Origin of the sequence: Micromonospora sp. WMMD1155, assembly GCF_029581275.1 — a bacterium.
Lineage (GTDB): Bacteria > Actinomycetota > Actinomycetes > Mycobacteriales > Micromonosporaceae > Micromonospora.
This window is the reverse complement of record NZ_CP120742.1, coordinates 932,844-947,421: the sequence shown is the minus strand read 5'-3', so window position 1 is coordinate 947,421 and position 14,578 is coordinate 932,844. Positions and strand designations below refer to the sequence as shown.

At 73.2% G+C, this 14,578-nt stretch carries 13 protein-coding genes and 3 tRNA genes; 6 read left to right on the top strand and 10 right to left on the bottom strand.

The features are described 5' to 3' along the window. Positions 1-22 precede the first annotated feature (22 nt). Entirely contained in the window at positions 23-1,603 is a 1,581-nt protein-coding gene (locus O7617_RS04045; protein ID WP_282261581.1) for a histidine kinase, read from the top strand. Next, on the top strand, positions 1,603-2,280 hold the full coding sequence (locus O7617_RS04040) for a response regulator transcription factor (protein WP_282261580.1): 678 nt from the start codon (positions 1,603-1,605) through the stop codon (positions 2,278-2,280). Before O7617_RS04045 ends, O7617_RS04040 begins: the two co-directional genes overlap by 1 nt. A 35-nt stretch (positions 2,281-2,315) precedes the next feature. Here O7617_RS04040 and O7617_RS04035 read toward each other — a convergent pair whose 3' ends face one another. The 5 genes from O7617_RS04035 to O7617_RS04015 form a co-directional block, all read right to left on the bottom strand. Next, complete coding sequence (locus O7617_RS04035; RefSeq protein ID WP_282261579.1) at positions 2,316-3,086, bottom strand: ABC transporter permease subunit; 771 nt, start codon at positions 3,084-3,086, stop codon at positions 2,316-2,318. Next, positions 3,083-4,015, bottom strand: a complete 933-nt coding sequence (locus O7617_RS04030; protein ID WP_282261578.1) for an ATP-binding cassette domain-containing protein — start codon at positions 4,013-4,015, stop codon at positions 3,083-3,085. Before O7617_RS04030 ends, O7617_RS04035 begins: the two co-directional genes overlap by 4 nt. A gap of 85 nt (positions 4,016-4,100) precedes the next feature. Further along, positions 4,101-4,955: a polysaccharide deacetylase family protein gene (locus O7617_RS04025; RefSeq protein ID WP_282261577.1), complete on the bottom strand. Its 855-nt coding sequence runs from the start codon at positions 4,953-4,955 to the stop codon at positions 4,101-4,103. 24 nt (positions 4,956-4,979) lie between these two features. Next, a complete protein-coding gene (locus O7617_RS04020) occupies positions 4,980-6,158 on the bottom strand; it encodes a cytochrome P450 (protein ID WP_282261576.1) in 1,179 nt (392 codons plus the stop codon). 9 nt (positions 6,159-6,167) lie between these two features. Continuing rightward, positions 6,168-6,836, bottom strand: a complete 669-nt coding sequence (locus tag O7617_RS04015) for a 50S ribosomal protein L11 methyltransferase (RefSeq protein WP_282261575.1) — start codon at positions 6,834-6,836, stop codon at positions 6,168-6,170. A gap of 151 nt (positions 6,837-6,987) precedes the next feature. Between O7617_RS04015 and O7617_RS04010 the strand changes: the two genes are divergently transcribed. Next, the gene (locus O7617_RS04010) at positions 6,988-7,881 is read left to right on the top strand and encodes a hypothetical protein (RefSeq protein ID WP_282261574.1); all 894 of its coding nucleotides are present in this window, start codon (positions 6,988-6,990) and stop codon (positions 7,879-7,881) included. A 44-nt stretch (positions 7,882-7,925) separates the two neighbouring features. On the opposite strand, the gene O7617_RS04005 is transcribed toward O7617_RS04010, so the two are convergent. The 3 genes from O7617_RS04005 to O7617_RS03995 form a co-directional block, all read right to left on the bottom strand. Continuing rightward, positions 7,926-10,856, bottom strand: coding sequence for a M36 family metallopeptidase (locus O7617_RS04005; RefSeq protein WP_282261573.1), 2,931 nt, complete (start codon positions 10,854-10,856; stop codon positions 7,926-7,928). A gap of 256 nt (positions 10,857-11,112) precedes the next feature. Then, positions 11,113-11,694 (bottom strand): TIGR03086 family metal-binding protein, encoded by a 582-nt coding sequence (locus O7617_RS04000; protein ID WP_282261572.1) that lies wholly within the window; start codon positions 11,692-11,694, stop codon positions 11,113-11,115. Positions 11,695-11,772: 78 nt separating this feature from the next. Then, the gene (locus tag O7617_RS03995; RefSeq protein ID WP_282261571.1) at positions 11,773-12,375 is read right to left on the bottom strand and encodes a TetR/AcrR family transcriptional regulator; all 603 of its coding nucleotides are present in this window, start codon (positions 12,373-12,375) and stop codon (positions 11,773-11,775) included. Positions 12,376-12,761: 386 nt separating this feature from the next. Between O7617_RS03995 and O7617_RS03990 the strand changes: the two genes are divergently transcribed. The 3 genes from O7617_RS03990 (at position 12,762) to O7617_RS03980 (ending at position 13,027) form a co-directional block, all read left to right on the top strand. Then, positions 12,762-12,834 (top strand) — tRNA-Gly (locus O7617_RS03990). A gap of 34 nt (positions 12,835-12,868) precedes the next feature. After that, positions 12,869-12,939, top strand: a tRNA-Cys gene (locus O7617_RS03985). 13 nt (positions 12,940-12,952) lie between these two features. Beyond that, positions 12,953-13,027, top strand: a tRNA-Val gene (locus O7617_RS03980). 64 nt (positions 13,028-13,091) lie between these two features. On the opposite strand, the gene O7617_RS03975 is transcribed toward O7617_RS03980, so the two are convergent. Further along, on the bottom strand, positions 13,092-13,595 hold the full coding sequence (locus O7617_RS03975) for a winged helix-turn-helix domain-containing protein (protein ID WP_282264625.1): 504 nt from the start codon (positions 13,593-13,595) through the stop codon (positions 13,092-13,094). Between the two features lie 177 nt (positions 13,596-13,772). Continuing rightward, complete coding sequence (locus O7617_RS03970) at positions 13,773-14,507, bottom strand: GNAT family N-acetyltransferase (RefSeq protein WP_282261570.1); 735 nt, start codon at positions 14,505-14,507, stop codon at positions 13,773-13,775. Between the last annotated feature and the right edge of the window lie 71 nt (positions 14,508-14,578).

The window sequence follows — 14,578 nt, the reverse complement described above, 5'->3', positions numbered from 1 at the left end:
TCGGTGTCCGCGCAGGTCGGGCGTGGGTAGCCTGACCGCCGTGCGGATCCTCGACTACTGGCCGCCGGGTTGGTGGGACCGGCGGCGTCGCCTGCTGTCGGACGTGCTGCTCTGGGCGGTGGTGGCCGCCCCGGTGGGTTACGCCGGGTTCAGCCCGCCCTACGCGCCGTACGCGGTGCCGCTGACGCTGGCCAAGGTGTCGCTGCTCGGCGCGGCGGTGGCGGCGTGTCGACGTCAGCCGTTGGTCGCCCTCGTGCTGGTGGTGCTGGGGTCGGTGGTCGACGGCAACTTCGTGTTCGCGATTCCGGTCTTCAGTTACCTCGCCGGGCGGCGTGCCGCGTCGGTCGGTCCGGCGGCCGGGGTCTTCGTGCTGATCGTGGCCGGCGGCACGGCGCTCAACCTGGGGCTGCTCGGCACCGGCGCGGCCACCTGGTTCCTGCTCGCCTCGGTGCTGCTGTTCGCGGCGGTGTTCCCCTGGCTGGTCGGCCGGTACCGGCGTCAGCAGCAGGAATTGGTCGACGCCGGTCGACGGCACGTGGAGGCGTCGGCCCGGGAGCAGCGTGGTGCCGCCGAACGGATCCGGCTGCGGGAGCGGGCCCGGATCGCGGGGGAGATGCACGACTCACTCGGTCACGACCTCAGCCTGATCGCGTTGCGCGCCGCCGCCCTGGAGGTGACCGCCGACCTCGACGAGCGGCACCGGGCGGCGGCGGGGGAGTTGCGGGCCAGTGTCTCCGCTGCCACCGAGCGACTGCACGAGATCATCGGGGTGCTCCGTGAGGAGGGGGGCGCGTCGGTGCGTCCGAGCGGGGAGACCGTCGCCGAGCTGGTCGAGGGCGCCCGGGAGGCCGGCATGGCGGTGCGCCTGGAGGCGGCCCCGGCGGTCGCTGAGCTACCGGCGATGACCGGGCACGCCGCGCACCGGATCGTGCGGGAGGCGTTGACCAATGCCGCTCGGTACGCGCCCGGCGCTCCGGTCGAGGTGTCGGTGATCCGTACGGGTGACCGGGTGGAGGTGGCCGTCGTCAACGACGCCCCGACGGCGGGGCCGTTGCCCGCCCCGCCGTCGCAGGGCAGCGGGTTGCTCGCCCTCGCCGAGCGGGTCCGTCTCGCCGGTGGCACGCTGCGCGCCGGCTCCCGTACCGGCGGTGGTTTCGCCGTGCGGGCGGTGCTGCCGGCCACCGGGGCGATGGAGGGCCCCGCCGGGGTGAACCCGGCGGCACCTCTCGACGCGGCGGAGCCCGGTGCGGTGGACCGGCCGGTGGACGCGGAGCGGCGGTTGCACGACGCCCGCCGACGGGTGCGGCGCAGCCTGCTGGTGGCTCTGGTGGCACCGGCCGGGTTCGCTTTGGTGCTCTCGCTCGTCTACTACCCGGTGGCGACGGCGGGCACGGTGCTCGACCGGGCCACCTTCGATCAGATGCGTCTCGGTACGGCGCGCGCGGAGCTGACCGGCCTGCCCCGGCGGCCGTTGGAACGCCCGACGACGGCGAACCGGGACGGCTGTGAGTACTACACCGACGGCAACTTCCCCCTCGCTCAGCCGACCTGGCGGCTCTGTTTCACCGACGGCCGGTTGGCCAGCAAGGAGTGGATCGCGTAGTGAACAGCGACACGGCCGGGGCCGGGCCGGTCCGGGTGGTCCTGGCCGACGACGAGGCGATGATCCGTGCCGGTGTCCGGGCGATCCTCGCCACCGATCCCGGCATCGAGGTGGTCGCCGAGGCGGGCGACGGGCACCAGGCGGTGGAGTTGGTCCGCGCGCACCGACCCCGGGTCGCGTTGCTGGACATCCGGATGCCCCGGTTGGACGGGTTGGCGGCGGCCGCCGAGATCCGTCGGGTCGTGCCGGACACCGCGACGATCATGCTGACCACGTTCGGCGAGGACGACCACGTGGCGCGGGCACTCGGGCACGGCGCGAGCGGGTTCCTGCTCAAGGCCGGCGACCCTCGTGAGTTGATCGCCGGGGTGCACGCGGTCGCGGACGGCGGCGCGTACCTGTCGCCGACCGTGGCCCGCCGGGTGATCGAGTTGGGCGCCGGGCGGTTGGCCCGCCGACCCGTGGCGCGGGACCGGACGGCCGGGTTGACCGAGCGGGAACGGGAGGTGCTGGCCCTGGTGGGGGCGGGGTTGTCCAACGCCGAGATCGCCCGCCGGCTGCACCTGGTGGAGGGCACCGTGAAGAGTTACCTGACCAGCATCTTCACCCGGTTGGACGTGCGCAACCGGGTGCAGGCGGCGATCCTCGCGTACGAGGCGGGGCTGGTCGACGGCTGAGCGGGGGCCGGGCCGCCCCCGCTCAGCCGTGGTCGTCACGCGTCTCGGCGGCGCAGGGCGGCCCGGCCCAGCAGGAGCGCGGCGCCGGCCCATCCGGCGAGCAGGAGCAACCCGACCAGGCTGGGGTACGGCTCGGTGTCTCCGGCCAGGAAGTGATTGCCGGCCACGCCGGGGAACACGTCGGCGATGCGGGTCAGCACGTCGATGTCGGGTTCCTGGAGGGACAGCGGCACGATCATCAGGGTGGCCAGCAGCACGGTGAGCGTCAGGACCGCGCTGCGCAGCGCGGCGCCGAGGCCGAGCGCGAGCACGCCGACCAGCGCCAGGTAGACCGCCACCGCCACGATGTCGCCGATCGTCTCGGCGGCCGGGGCGCTGCCCCATTCGCCGAGCACCGGCCCGGCGACCAGGGCGCCGACGCCGCCGAGCAGCAGACCGAGGGCGAACGTGACGGCTCCGGCGACCACGGCCTTGCCCAGGAGTACGCGACCACGCGACGGAGTGCACTGCAACGTGGTCCGGATGGTGCCGCTGGTGAACTCGGAGGTGATCGCCAGCAGGCCGAGCGCCAACACCACGTACTGGGTCAGCTCGACCGAGTCGATCAGCACACTGCCGACGGTGACGACGCCGGCGTCGTCAGCCGGATCGTCGTTGGTGTTGCCGTTGGCGACGTAGATGGCCAGTTGGCCGGCGCCCGCTGCCGTCACCAGCAGCCCGGCCAGCGCCGTCCACCAGGTACTCCGCACCGAGGAGAGCTTGGTCCACTCGGCGGTCAGGATGCCACCACGGTTACTGGTGCTCATCGCGCGCCACCTCCGGTCGGTCCGCCCGCGTACTCGACGCTGTCGGCGGTGAGTTCCATGAACGCCTCTTCCAGTGACGCGCCGTGCGGGGTCAGCTCGTGCAGTCGTACCCCGAGTTCGTGGGCCAGGTCCCCGACCCGGTCCACGGTGACGCCGGTGACGGTCAGTTCGTTCCGGTCGGCGGCCGTGACCGTCGCCCCGGCGGCGGTCAGGCGCGCGGCGAGGGCGGCCAGGCCGTCCGGGTGCGGGCTGCGCACCCGGACCGCGACCGGGCTGCCGGCGATCACCTCGTCGGTGGGCGCGTCGGCGAGCAGCCGTCCCCGACCGATCACCACGAGTTGGTCGGCGGTGAGCTGCATCTCGCTCATCAGGTGGCTGGAGACGAAGACCGTCCGCCCCTCGTCCGCCAGTGAGCGCATCAGGTGACGTACCCAGCGCACCCCGTCCGGGTCGAGGCCGTTCACCGGCTCGTCGAACATCAGCACCGGCGGGTCGCCGAGCAGCGCACCGGCGATGCCGAGCCGCTGGCCCATGCCGAGGGAGAGGGTTCGCCCGGGCTTGCGGGCGGCCCGCGCGTCCAGGCCGACGGTGTCCAGCACCTCGTCCACCCGTTTGCTGGGGATGCCGTTGCTGCGGGCCATGCTCAGCAGGTGCGCCCGGCCGGACCGGGTCGGGTGGATGGCCCGGGCGTCGAGCAGTGCCCCCACCTCGTGCAGCGGTCGGCGCAACTCCCGGTACGCGCGCCCGTTGACCAGGGCCTGCCCGGCGGTGGGCCGGTCCAGCCCGAGGACCATCCGCATGGTGGTGGACTTGCCCGCGCCGTTGGGGCCGAGGAACCCGGTGACCCGGCCGGGCGCGATGTCGACTGTCAACGCGTCGACAGCGACCGTCGCGCCGAAGCGTTTCGTCAACCCACGTAATGTGATCATGCGTTGACGCTAGGCGAGCAGGCGGTCCGCGCACCGCGCCCGAACGGCACCTCCCGACCCTGACCTTCGTCATACCCCGGCGGTGTCAGGGCACGTAGTCCTCCAGCAGCGCCGGGGTGAGTCCGGCACGGTGGATCGCCTTCAACGCCGCGAGGAGGTCGTCCATCAGCGCCGGCCGGAAGTGCATGAGCAGCACGTCGCCGGGTTGGACCACCTTCTCCGGGGTCTGGTAGCGCACCCTCCCCTCGTGGACGGTCTCGGTCCAGTGGAAGACCGCCTTCGCGCCGCAGTCGTGGGCGGCCCTCAACGTGGTGCCGTCGTGCTCGCCGAACGGTGGGCGGAACAGGGTCGGGCGCTTGCCGAACAGCGCCTCCAGCTTGTCGGCGGCCCCGCAGATCTCCCGCTTCTGGTAGTCGTACGACCGACCGGCCAGCGAGTTGTGGTTGATCGTGTGGTTCTCGACGACCCCGCCCGCGACCTGGATCTGCCGGAAGTACTCGGGGTGCTCCTCGGCCGCCGGTGAGTTCAGGAACACGGTGACCGGGATTCGCGCCCGCCAGACGAAGTCGGCCACGTCGCTCGGGCGGGCCAGGCCGCCGTCGTCGATGGTGATGAAGGCGACCCTCTGGTCGGTCGGCAGGCGGTGCCAGAACGGGGCCGCGCCGGTCGTCGGCAGCGGCACCGGTTGCGGCGGTGGCGCCTCGGGGAAGGTCGGCACCTGCGCCAGGTACCAGTCCAGGCTCCCGGGTGCGGGCTGCACCGTCGTGGACGGCGAGGTGGACGGCGAGGCCGACGGCGCGAACGGCGATGCGGACGGGGTCGGCTGGTGCGCGACGATCCGTCGGACGTGCAGGGCCGGGCCGACTGTGCAGCCACTCAGCACCAGCAGGGCCAGAAGTGTCACGGCGGCGAGGATCCGGCGGGCAGGGGTCGCTGACACGCCCGGAAACCTACCGAAGCGGCGTCACTCCGGTGCGACCGGCGAGCGCCGGACGACGAAGGCGTCCGGCATCCGGAAGGTGAGGTTGTCCGGGCACCAGGGCGGACGGACCACCCGCACCCCGTCCAGCAGCGGCGTGGCCTCGGCCACCACCACGGCCGCCTCCATGCGGGCCAGCACGTCACCGACGCAGCGGTGCGCGCCCGCCCCGAACGCCAGGTGTCGACGGGACCCGCGCTGACCCGGCCGGAACTCGTCGGGCGACTCCACGATCGCGGGGTCCCGACCGGCGCGACCCAACCACAGCACCAGGCTGCTGCCCGCCGGCACCGCCGTCCCGCCCAGCGTGCTGTCCGTCGCCGCCACCCGCCGCCAGGTGACGATCGGCGGTTCCAGCCGCAGCCCCTCCTCGACCACGTCGGCGACGGCGACCTCGCCGGTGCGCAGACCGGCCCGTACCGCCGGCTCGCCGGCCAGCCGGTGCAGCAGCAGGGTGAGGAACTGAGAGGTGGTCTCCTGCCCGGCGACCAGCAGGAAGAAGAGCGCGCCGACCACCACGTCCGGCGGGTGCCCGGCCGCGCGCAACTCGGCCGCCAGGCCGCCGCCGGTGGCCGCGAAGTCCCGCAGTACGCGGTGGAAGCGGCCCACCTCGGCGGCGAGCGCCGCCTGCCGTTCGGTGTCCAGCGGTGCCCAGAACAACTCCAGCGCGGCACGGGCGAACTCCTTGACCGCGCCGACCGGGGCGTCCGGCAACTCCACCAGCCGGGCCAGCACCAGCAGCGGCAGGTCGGCGGCGAGGTCCGCGTACAGGTCGACCGACTCGTCGGCGTCGAGCGCGGCGGTGAGCCGGTCGACCCGCTCCCGGACCAGCGCGGTGAGCCACTGCCGTTGCGCGGCCACCCGGGCGGGGTGCAACGCGTCCGCGACGATCGCCCGGATCTGCGGATGGCTGACGCCGGAGTTGTTCGCCAGGGTCGGCGGTAGCCGGAACCGGTGCCCGGCGAGCACCCGCAGCGCGGTCACCGGCATCGGTGTCACCGCGTCCAGCGCGTTGTCCGGCCGGTAGGTGACCGGGTCGGTGAGGACCTGACGGACCAACGCGTGCCGGGTGACGACCAGGTGGGTGCCGCCGACGTGGTCCGACACCCGGGCCACGTCCGGCCATGCGGGGTCGGTCACCTGCGCCCAGCTGCGGAACAGCACCCGGACACGCTAGCCGGAGGCCCCCGGAAGCCCGGCCCGCAGTCGCCAGACGGTGGTGCGCTTCACCCGGACGCTCTCCAGCGCCTCCGGCACCGGCACGTCGTACACGGCCAACTCGTCGAAGCGGTCCCGGGGCAGGAACGCCCGACCGGGGTCACCGACCAGCACCGGCGCGCCGGCCCGGGTGGCCCGGAGGAGGAACCGCAGGAACCGGCGAGCCATCGCGTCGCTGTAGAAGACGTCACCGGCGAGCACCACCTCGGCGTCCCCGGCGTCGCCGTCGAGGATGTCGCCCAGCTCGGCGTCGACGCGTACCCCGTTGGCCTCGGCGTTGAGGGCGACGGCCGCGACCGCCAGCTCGTCCACCTCGACGGCCCGCACGGACGCCGCGCCGGCACGGGCGGCGGCGATGGCCACCAGGCCGGAGCCGGAGGCCAGGTCGAGCACCCGACGGCCGGTGACCAGCTCCGGGTGGTCGGTCACGTAGCGGGCGAGCGCCTGCCCACCGGCCCAGGCGAACGCCCAGAACGGTGGCGGCCGGTCGGTGGAGAACTGGCCCTCGGTCAGCTCCCACAGCCCGATCGGCTCGTCGGCCTGGTGCAGCCGCACCTCGGGGACGAACGCCACCGGGGCGAGCCGGGCATGCAGCCGGACGAACGTGCTGGAGAGCTCGGACACGTCGCCGATTGTCCCAGCGGCCCGACTCCGGGCGTGTCGTGGGGGAGTGGTGACCGGTTCACCACGGTCGGTGAAAAGCCCTCCCGTCCTTACCGCCCGGTGCGAACACACCCGTCTGGTCGGGCCCAGGCGGTGCTCCTAGCGTTGCCCAGTGGAGGCGACCGAACGGAGGGCGGCGGTGGTGACGGTGTGGCGGTACGCGGTGCGGGTCGGGGTGGTGCTGGCCTGTCTGAGCGGGGTGGGGCTGGCATCGGCCGCCCCGGCGCAGGCGGCGTTCACCACCGAACTGAGTGGGTTGCCGGCCCGCTTCACCGCCGGTGAGCAGGTACGCACGGTGTCCGCGGTCGTCTCCCGCACCGACCGGCGCGGAGGCTGTGTGAAGGTGCGCTGGTCGATGGTGTTGAGCGTGCAGGGCCTCCGACTCGACCAGGTCAAGATGGACCGGGTGGAGGAGGCCGGGGACTTCCCCCTGGACATCCGGACCGAGGGCGACGTGGCCCGGCTGACCGACCGGCAGCTCGACCCGGGCACCCTCTGCCCGGGCCGCACCGTCACCGCCCGCTATCGGGTGGCCTTCGCCGAGGACGTCACCCAGGGACGCGTCACCCTCGCCGCCGAGGCGTACGACGCCGACTCGCGTCTGCTGGCCCGGCAGACCGCCACCCGTTCGGTGGTGGGCGCGGGTGGCACCCCGACCAGCAAGCCGAAGCCGAGCGCCACGCCGCCGGAGCCCACCGATCCGCCGAGCGAGCCGGCCGAGGAGGAGAGCACGGCCGGGGAGGAACCGGTCGCCGACTACCCGGTCGACGCCGCACCGCCGGCCGGACGCCCGGTGTCGCAGTCCGGTGGGTTCGGCGCGGTGCAGGCCGCCTTCCTGCTCGGTGCGCTGCTGCTCTTCCTCGGCATGGGGTTGCTGCTGCGGCTGCGGCACCTGACCCGGGCTCCCGGTGACGGGGCCGACGGTGCCGACGGGGCCGACGACCCGCCGGTGGACCGGCGCTGGGAACGCCCCACGGTCGACCGGTGGCGGCCGGCCCGCCGCTGATCGAGGGCGGTGGGGGCCGGCGGCGGCAGCCGGCCCCCACCGCGTCACTTCGAGAACGCCTGGAACTCGGCGATCCGGACCTGGGCCCGGGCCGGGCTGGCGGTCGCGCAGTCCGTCGTCGTGGCCGGGTCGTCGTCCTGCTCGCCCGCGTACTGCGGACCGCCGGTGCACTGGCTGGCCAGCACCTCCAGCCGCAGGTGGGTGGCGAGGGTGGTGGGCACCGCGAACGTCCGCAGGTTGATGTCCCGGACGTACGCCCGGTACGCCCCGCCGGGGAACGCGTCGTCGGCGCTGGTGTAGATGCGCTTCCACCGCGCCGGGTCCGCGCAGTCGGTCGTCGTCGCGTCGCAGGCGGACACCGCGAACGAGCGCAGCGCGCTGAGCGCGTTCTGGCTGCCGGTGTCGGCGTCACCGGTGATCGCCGGGCGCAGCATCGCGCTGACGTTCACCCGCTTGACCGTCTGCGGGCCGTCGCCCGACAACGCCACGGTGAGCTGCCGGCCGGCCACCCCGTCCAGCGAGGCCCAGTTCGTCGCCTCGGTGTCGTCGGCGACCCGGTCCAGGTTGACCCCGTCGCCGGTGACCGTCGCCCCGGACGCGGTGGACGCCAGGTTGCGGCTCATCCGCAGGTCCAGGTATCCGTTCTGACCCGCCTTGACCGTCGTGCCGAGCCGCTGGTGCCCGAAGCCGGGAGCCACGGCCAGCAGGTCGTACGTGCCGGCCACCAACTCCACGGTGTCCGGGATCGATGTGGCCGGGTCGGTGTCCGCGATCGGCGTGGCCCGAGCCTCGTACGCCCCGACGTACACCCGGATCGGCGCGTCGGCGCTGTCCCCGCGCGGGCGCAGGGTGAGCGTCGCGTTGCCGCCGCGCGGTGAGGCGAAGCTCGGCGTCGGGTCGGTGTCGGCGGCGCCGTTGGTGGCGGCGTCCCGGCCCATTCCGGAGCGGGCGAACTCGGCCCAGATCAGATCCTGGTTGGCGCCGCCGAAGCGGAGCAGGTCGGCGGTGAGCATGTTGTCCCGCATGTCGAGCATGCTGACCTGGCTGGCGGCCTGGAGCAGGAACGAGTCGAACACCAGCTGCGACCAGCGCCGGTTGCCCGGGCACTGGTCGGCGGCCACCTTCCCCTGTGCGCAGTCGAGCTGCCGCTGACCGGTGCCGAGGCCGTACCGCTTCACCAGCGCGGAGCGGACCCGGAGGTTCGTGGCGCCCCAGATCTCCCCGTCGGCGTGCACGGCCGGGCCGCCGGTGTTGTAGCCGATGTCGGAGTAGTTCAGCGGGCTGCGGCTGGGGTCGTGGTTGCGGATGCCGCTGACCAGATTGCCGGTGACGTAGCCGCCGGTGATGAAGGGCGTCTCGCCGGGCGCGCGCAGCCCGTGCTGGAAGAGGTACTCGGCGGCGAGCAGGTCGCCCCACGACTCGCCCATCGCCCCGCCCTGGTGACCGCTGATGCCGCTGTCCGGACCGGCGATCATCCGGTTGGTGATCGCGTGGGTGTACTCGTGGCCGATCACCGTCATGTCGTAGTCGCCGTCCACGCACGGCGGGTACGGCCCGCCCGCCTGCGGCTGCCACAGGTACATGTTGGTGGTCGGCGGCAGCCCGTCGCGCGGGGTGCCCTGGTTGGCGTTGTTGCGGTTGCCGGTCAACGCGCCCTGCTGGGCGCGGCCCTGCTCGGCGTCCCCGCCCAGCCCGTCCGGGGTGAGGTTGACCGCCTGGAGGTTCCACGCCGACTCGGTGAAGCCCAACCGGTACGACCAGTCGTGCATGCGGTTGTGCATGGCGAACAGGTTGGCGATCGAGGCGTCCGCGTCGTTGCGCTGGGTGGAGGTGAACACCTCCGGGTTGCACTTCGCCTGGTGCCACTGGTCGGTGAACGGGTACTCGTAGCGGCGCTCCGGGCTGGTGGGGGCCGGGACGACCGGGGTGCCCGCACCCCAGGACAGCACCGTGTTGGCCGAGTTGCCGCGCGAGGTGAAGGTCGGCGTGCCGGTGGCCGCGTCGACGTCCCACGGCTGGCCGGTGGCCGGGTCGCGCCAGGCGGCCACGCACCCGGGCACCGGGTCGCCGCACCACCGCACCCGGGGGTCCTGCCCCGGCCCGAGGTCGCGGGGCAGGGTGGCCGGGAAGACCGCCCAGCTGGGGTTGTCGGAGTCGTAGTCGACCAGGTCCTCGCGGACCAGCACCGTGCCGGTGCTGCCGTCCACGTAGCTGGTGAACGCGGCGGGGTGCTCGGTGCCCCTGCCGATCATGGTGACCTCGTACGCGGCCCGGGGCCCGTCCAGCGGGGTGGGCACGGCCACCGCCCGGACGGTGTGGTCGGCCACCTCGTCGGCGGTCAGCCCGGCGTCGGCGAGCGCCGCCGCGTACGCCTGCTCGGGGGTGCGGGTGGCCGGTGCGGGGACCCTGTCGTCGCGGGCCAGCGACGAGCTGACCGAGAGCACCGCGCCCTTGGCGACCGCGACGGTGACGAGGCCGTCCGGTCCGGCGGGCAGGTCGCCGAAGCGTTGCCGGAGGGTGACCACGGCGCCGCTGCCGATCGGCCGGACCAGCACCCGTTCCATGGCGGCCACCGAGGTGGCGTCCAGCCCGAACAGGTCGCGGTTGGCGGTCAGGTAGGCGCGGGCAGCGGCCTCCGGGTCGGTGGGCAGCCCGGTCGCGAGAGGGGTGCGGCCGGGCCCGAGCGACTGCGGCGTGCCGAGCCGGTTCCACCGGACGTCGGGGTCGGCGGCGCGGGCCAACCCGCGCTGGCGGGCGTCGGGTGCGGCCGTACCGGTGCGGTTGTCGGCGTCGGCGGGCTCGTGGCCCTCGGCGAACGGTCCGGAACTGCGCTCGGCGGACGCCGTGTTGCCGGTGGGTGCCGCGGTGCTCACGCCGGTGGGGAGCAGCGCGGCGACCGTCGCCGTCGTCGCCAGGACGGCGATGAGCCGGCGTCGACGCCGGCTCATCGGGGGTGACCACTCCGGTTGTGGCACGGGACCTCCTCGTGGGAGCGGGATGGCCGGCGGTCGCCGACCGTCGAGGCGTGGTGACGCATGTGCATTCGTGGATATCAGTCGATCGTGGTGGCGGCAAGGTCCGGGAATGTCGACACGTCGCGGGATCGAGGAAAGACGAAGCCGCCCTCGGGGTGTCCCGGGGCGGTCGTGACGATCGGTGTGGGGAGGTGAGGCCGGTGGTCGGCCGGCTACGGGTGCGGCGTGGTCAGTCGCTCGCACGCCGGTGGCGTGGTCATTCGGTCGGCGCCCAGTCGGGGTCGCGGCCGAAGGCGGCCAGGAGGTGGTCCTGCGCGTCGGCGTCGTCGGGCACCCGTACCCCGGTCCGGACCAGGTTGTTGCGCCGGTAGTCGTCGATCTGCCCGGCGAACCACCGGGCGGCCACGTGCACCGCGTCCGGGTCCAGTCGGGGTTGCGCGCCGATCGCCACTGCCACGTCCCAGCCGTGGATCAGGTGCTCGGCGAGGAGTTGCCGGAGGTATTCCGCGGCCGGGGTCTCACCACTGGACAAGTGCACGGTGCGGTCGATCGTGCCGGGGTGGGTGGCGGCGATCTCCGCCTGGGCGGCTGCCTCGCGCGCGGTGGAGATCGGGTCGTCGCCCAGCACGTCGCCGTCGAATCGGTCGCCGACCTCCTCGAGGGTGCGGCCGGCGAGCAGCGGGACGCTCCACCGGGCCTCGCCGACCACGTGGTTGACCACGGTGCGGACGTCCCAGTCCGAGCAGGGTGTCGGGTCGGACCACTGGCCGGGCTCGACCTGTTCCACCCGGTCGACGAACTCGGCCAGGCTCCGGCGGTACGCCTCCAGCAGATCCATGCTGCCGATTGTTCCGGTCGGCGGGGCGGGCCGAGCCGTTTTGCCCGGTCTGGTGGGGGCTGAGACCGACTGCCCCGCTCAGTCCAGGTCGGCGGGGTCCAGGCCGAGCTCCCGGGCGGTGACCAGTCGGACCCACTCGCCGAACTGCCGGCGGGAGATCACCCGGTCGTGCACGGCGAGTTGGACCGCGAGGCCGTCCATGACCGCGCTGATCCGCCAGGCGGCCCCGTCCGGGTCGGCGCACTGGAAGGTGCCGTCGGCGACCCCGGTGGAGATCACCGCGGCCAGGTCCTGGCGCCAGCGCAGGTCGAGTCGGCGGGAGACCTTCTCCAGTTCCGGGGTACGCAGCGACTCGGACCATCCGTCGATCCACATGGACCAGGAGGTCGCGCGACCGGCCGGGGTGTAGAGCTTGAGGATCCTGCGGAGCTTGGTCAGTGGCGGGGCCGAGGAGCGGGTCACCGCGTCCAGTCGGGCCAGATCCTGCTCGACCGCGTACGCGAAGGCCTGCGCGAGCAACCGTTCCTTGGTGGCGAAGTGGTAGAAGACCAGTGCCTGGCTCACGCCGGCCGCGTTCGCCACATCCGCCGTTCGGGTGTTGGCCAGACCGCGCTCCACGATCACGTCGCAGGCGGTGCGCAGCAGGGCATCCAGGCGGATCTCGGCCGCACGTCTCGTCACGACCGTTACCGTAGCCCATCAGAGTGAACACGAACAGTTACCGCCGCGTGCTGAGCCACGCTGTGTCAGTCGGAAGCCGGACACTTCCCCGAGGTGCCGTCGGTCGTTCGGTAAGGAAGCATTCATCCAGGTCTGCCGCTGGAGCCGGCGTGCGGACGCGGTCACCGGCCGCCTGCGACGCGGTGATGACGATCGTTGCCCGCTGGTGTCGGAGGGTGACCGTCACCAGCAGGCCGAGACACCAGATCATCCTCCTAGGAAGCCCACGGGGTGGGGTGGTGACCTCGTCCGCCACGAGCGGGACGCGCCGGGGCGACCCCGAGTTGGCATGCGCTCACCGGCTCGGCTAAAGTTCTCATCCGTCACCCGGGAACGTCCGGGGGCGTGCGGACGTAGCGCAGCTGGTAGCGCATCACCTTGCCAAGGTGAGGGTCGCGGGTTCGAATCCCGTCGTCCGCTCGGAGCTGCCGCCACGCATGACGGGGGCAACCTCGGTGGGGTGGCCGAGAGGCGAGGCAACGGCCTGCAAAGCCGTGTACGCGGGTTCAAATCCCGTCCCCACCTCGGCAACAAGCACGGGCGATTGGCGCAGTGGGAGCGCGCTTCCTTGACACGGAAGAGGTCACTGGTTCAAACCCAGTATCGCCCACCACAGGGAGGACGGCCCGTCACCGGAACATCCGGTGGCGGGCCGTTTCGCATGTCACCGCCGGACCTCAGGTCACGCTGAGTCGGTAGCCGATGCCGCGTACGGTCTGGATGCCCAGGGTGGCGTCGGCGGTGCGCAGTTTGCGCCGCAACCGCTTGACGGCCGAGTGCAGGACCGAGGTGTCGCCGAGGTAGGCGCCGCCCCAGACCGATTCGAAGAGCCTCTCGTACGTCCAGACCCCGACCGGAGCGGTGGCGAGATGGGTGAGCAGGCGGTGTTCGAGGCGGGTCAGGGCCAGCGGCTGCCCGCGCCACGTCACCAGGTGGTCCAGGGCGTCGATCTCCAGGTCTCCGAGGGTGGTCCGGCCCGAGGCGGGGTCCGGGACCGCGGGGGGAGCGGGGGCCGCGGCCGGAGCGGGGGCGGCGGCGGACCCGGCGGCGGGGTTGACGAGCGGGGTCGGTCCGCCGATCCGGGGCGGGCCGATCATCGCCTGCAACTCGGCGAGATCGGTGCAGATCACCAGAGTGCCGAGCCCGTCCAGCCGCCGCACCATCCGCTCGCGCACCGACACGTCGGCGGTCACGCAGAACACGAGAGACACGCCATCGATCACTGTTGTACCTCCCCAGGTGCCAGTGAAAGACAACGCTGTCTGAACCGCATAGTCAATGGTTTCCGGCAGGTAGCCCTCGTGATCCACTCGGGTTCGCCGAAGACGCGCCCGCCCGGGCCGGTCGGCGCGCGGGACTCAGAACGTCAACACGCGGAACTCGCCCACCGGCCGGAAACCGAGGTGGCGGTAGACCGACTCGCCGATCGGCGACGAGGTGAGGGCGGCGGTGCGGACGCCCCGCTCGGCGGCCAGGCGGAGCGCCGCCCTGGTCATCGCCGTGCCGATGCCGCTGCGCCGCTGTTCGGGCTGCGTACCCACGAAGTAGAGCGTGACCAGGCCGTGGCTGAGCCAGGCGACGGCGGTTCCGACGACCCGGCCGTCGTCCAGCCGGCCGGCCAGTCTGATCACCGTGCCGTCACCGGAGAACGCCTTCTCCCGGTCGATCGTGGCCGCCACCCCGTCCGCGGGGATCCCGGACACCCGGGCGTAGGCGGGGACGAACGCGGCCAGGTCGGTGGTCTCGGCGATGTGCAGGCCGGCTGGGCCCGGACCGTCCGCTGTCTCGTCGATCGTCGCGGTCATGATCGGCAGGCGGGCGAACTCGACGGCCCCGAGGGAGACCAGGCTGTCGGCGGTGCCGGGGTCACTGTCCGGACCGACCCACCACACCCGGGGTACGCCGTGCAGGCGCTGCCGGGCCTCCCGGAGCGCGTCCTGCGGTGGGCGACCGGCCACCCGCAGCACGCCGTTGAGGGTCGGGTGCGGCACGTCGCTGCGGTAGGTGACCAGGTCCGGACCCCCGACCGCGCCGATGTTCCAACCGAGCAGGTACGCCCGGTGCGCGGCCAGCACCGTGTCCAGGGACTCCATGAGCTGGATCGTAACGCGGTGCCGGGAACCCCCTCGAACAGCCGAAACGGCGTCTGTCGGTCACCCGGTCG

What these genes read in the sequence shown, in the direction of transcription:
- O7617_RS04035 (WP_282261579.1), bottom strand. Translation starts at nt 3,086, where the DNA reads ATGAGCACCAGTAACCGTGGTGGCATCCTGACCGCCGAGTGGACCAAG.
- O7617_RS04030 (WP_282261578.1), bottom strand. Translation starts at nt 4,015, where the DNA reads ATGATCACATTACGTGGGTTGACGAAACGCTTCGGCGCGACGGTCGCT.
- O7617_RS04000 (WP_282261572.1), bottom strand. Translation starts at nt 11,694, where the DNA reads ATGGATCTGCTGGAGGCGTACCGCCGGAGCCTGGCCGAGTTCGTCGAC.
- O7617_RS03970 (WP_282261570.1), bottom strand. Translation starts at nt 14,507, where the DNA reads ATGGAGTCCCTGGACACGGTGCTGGCCGCGCACCGGGCGTACCTGCTC.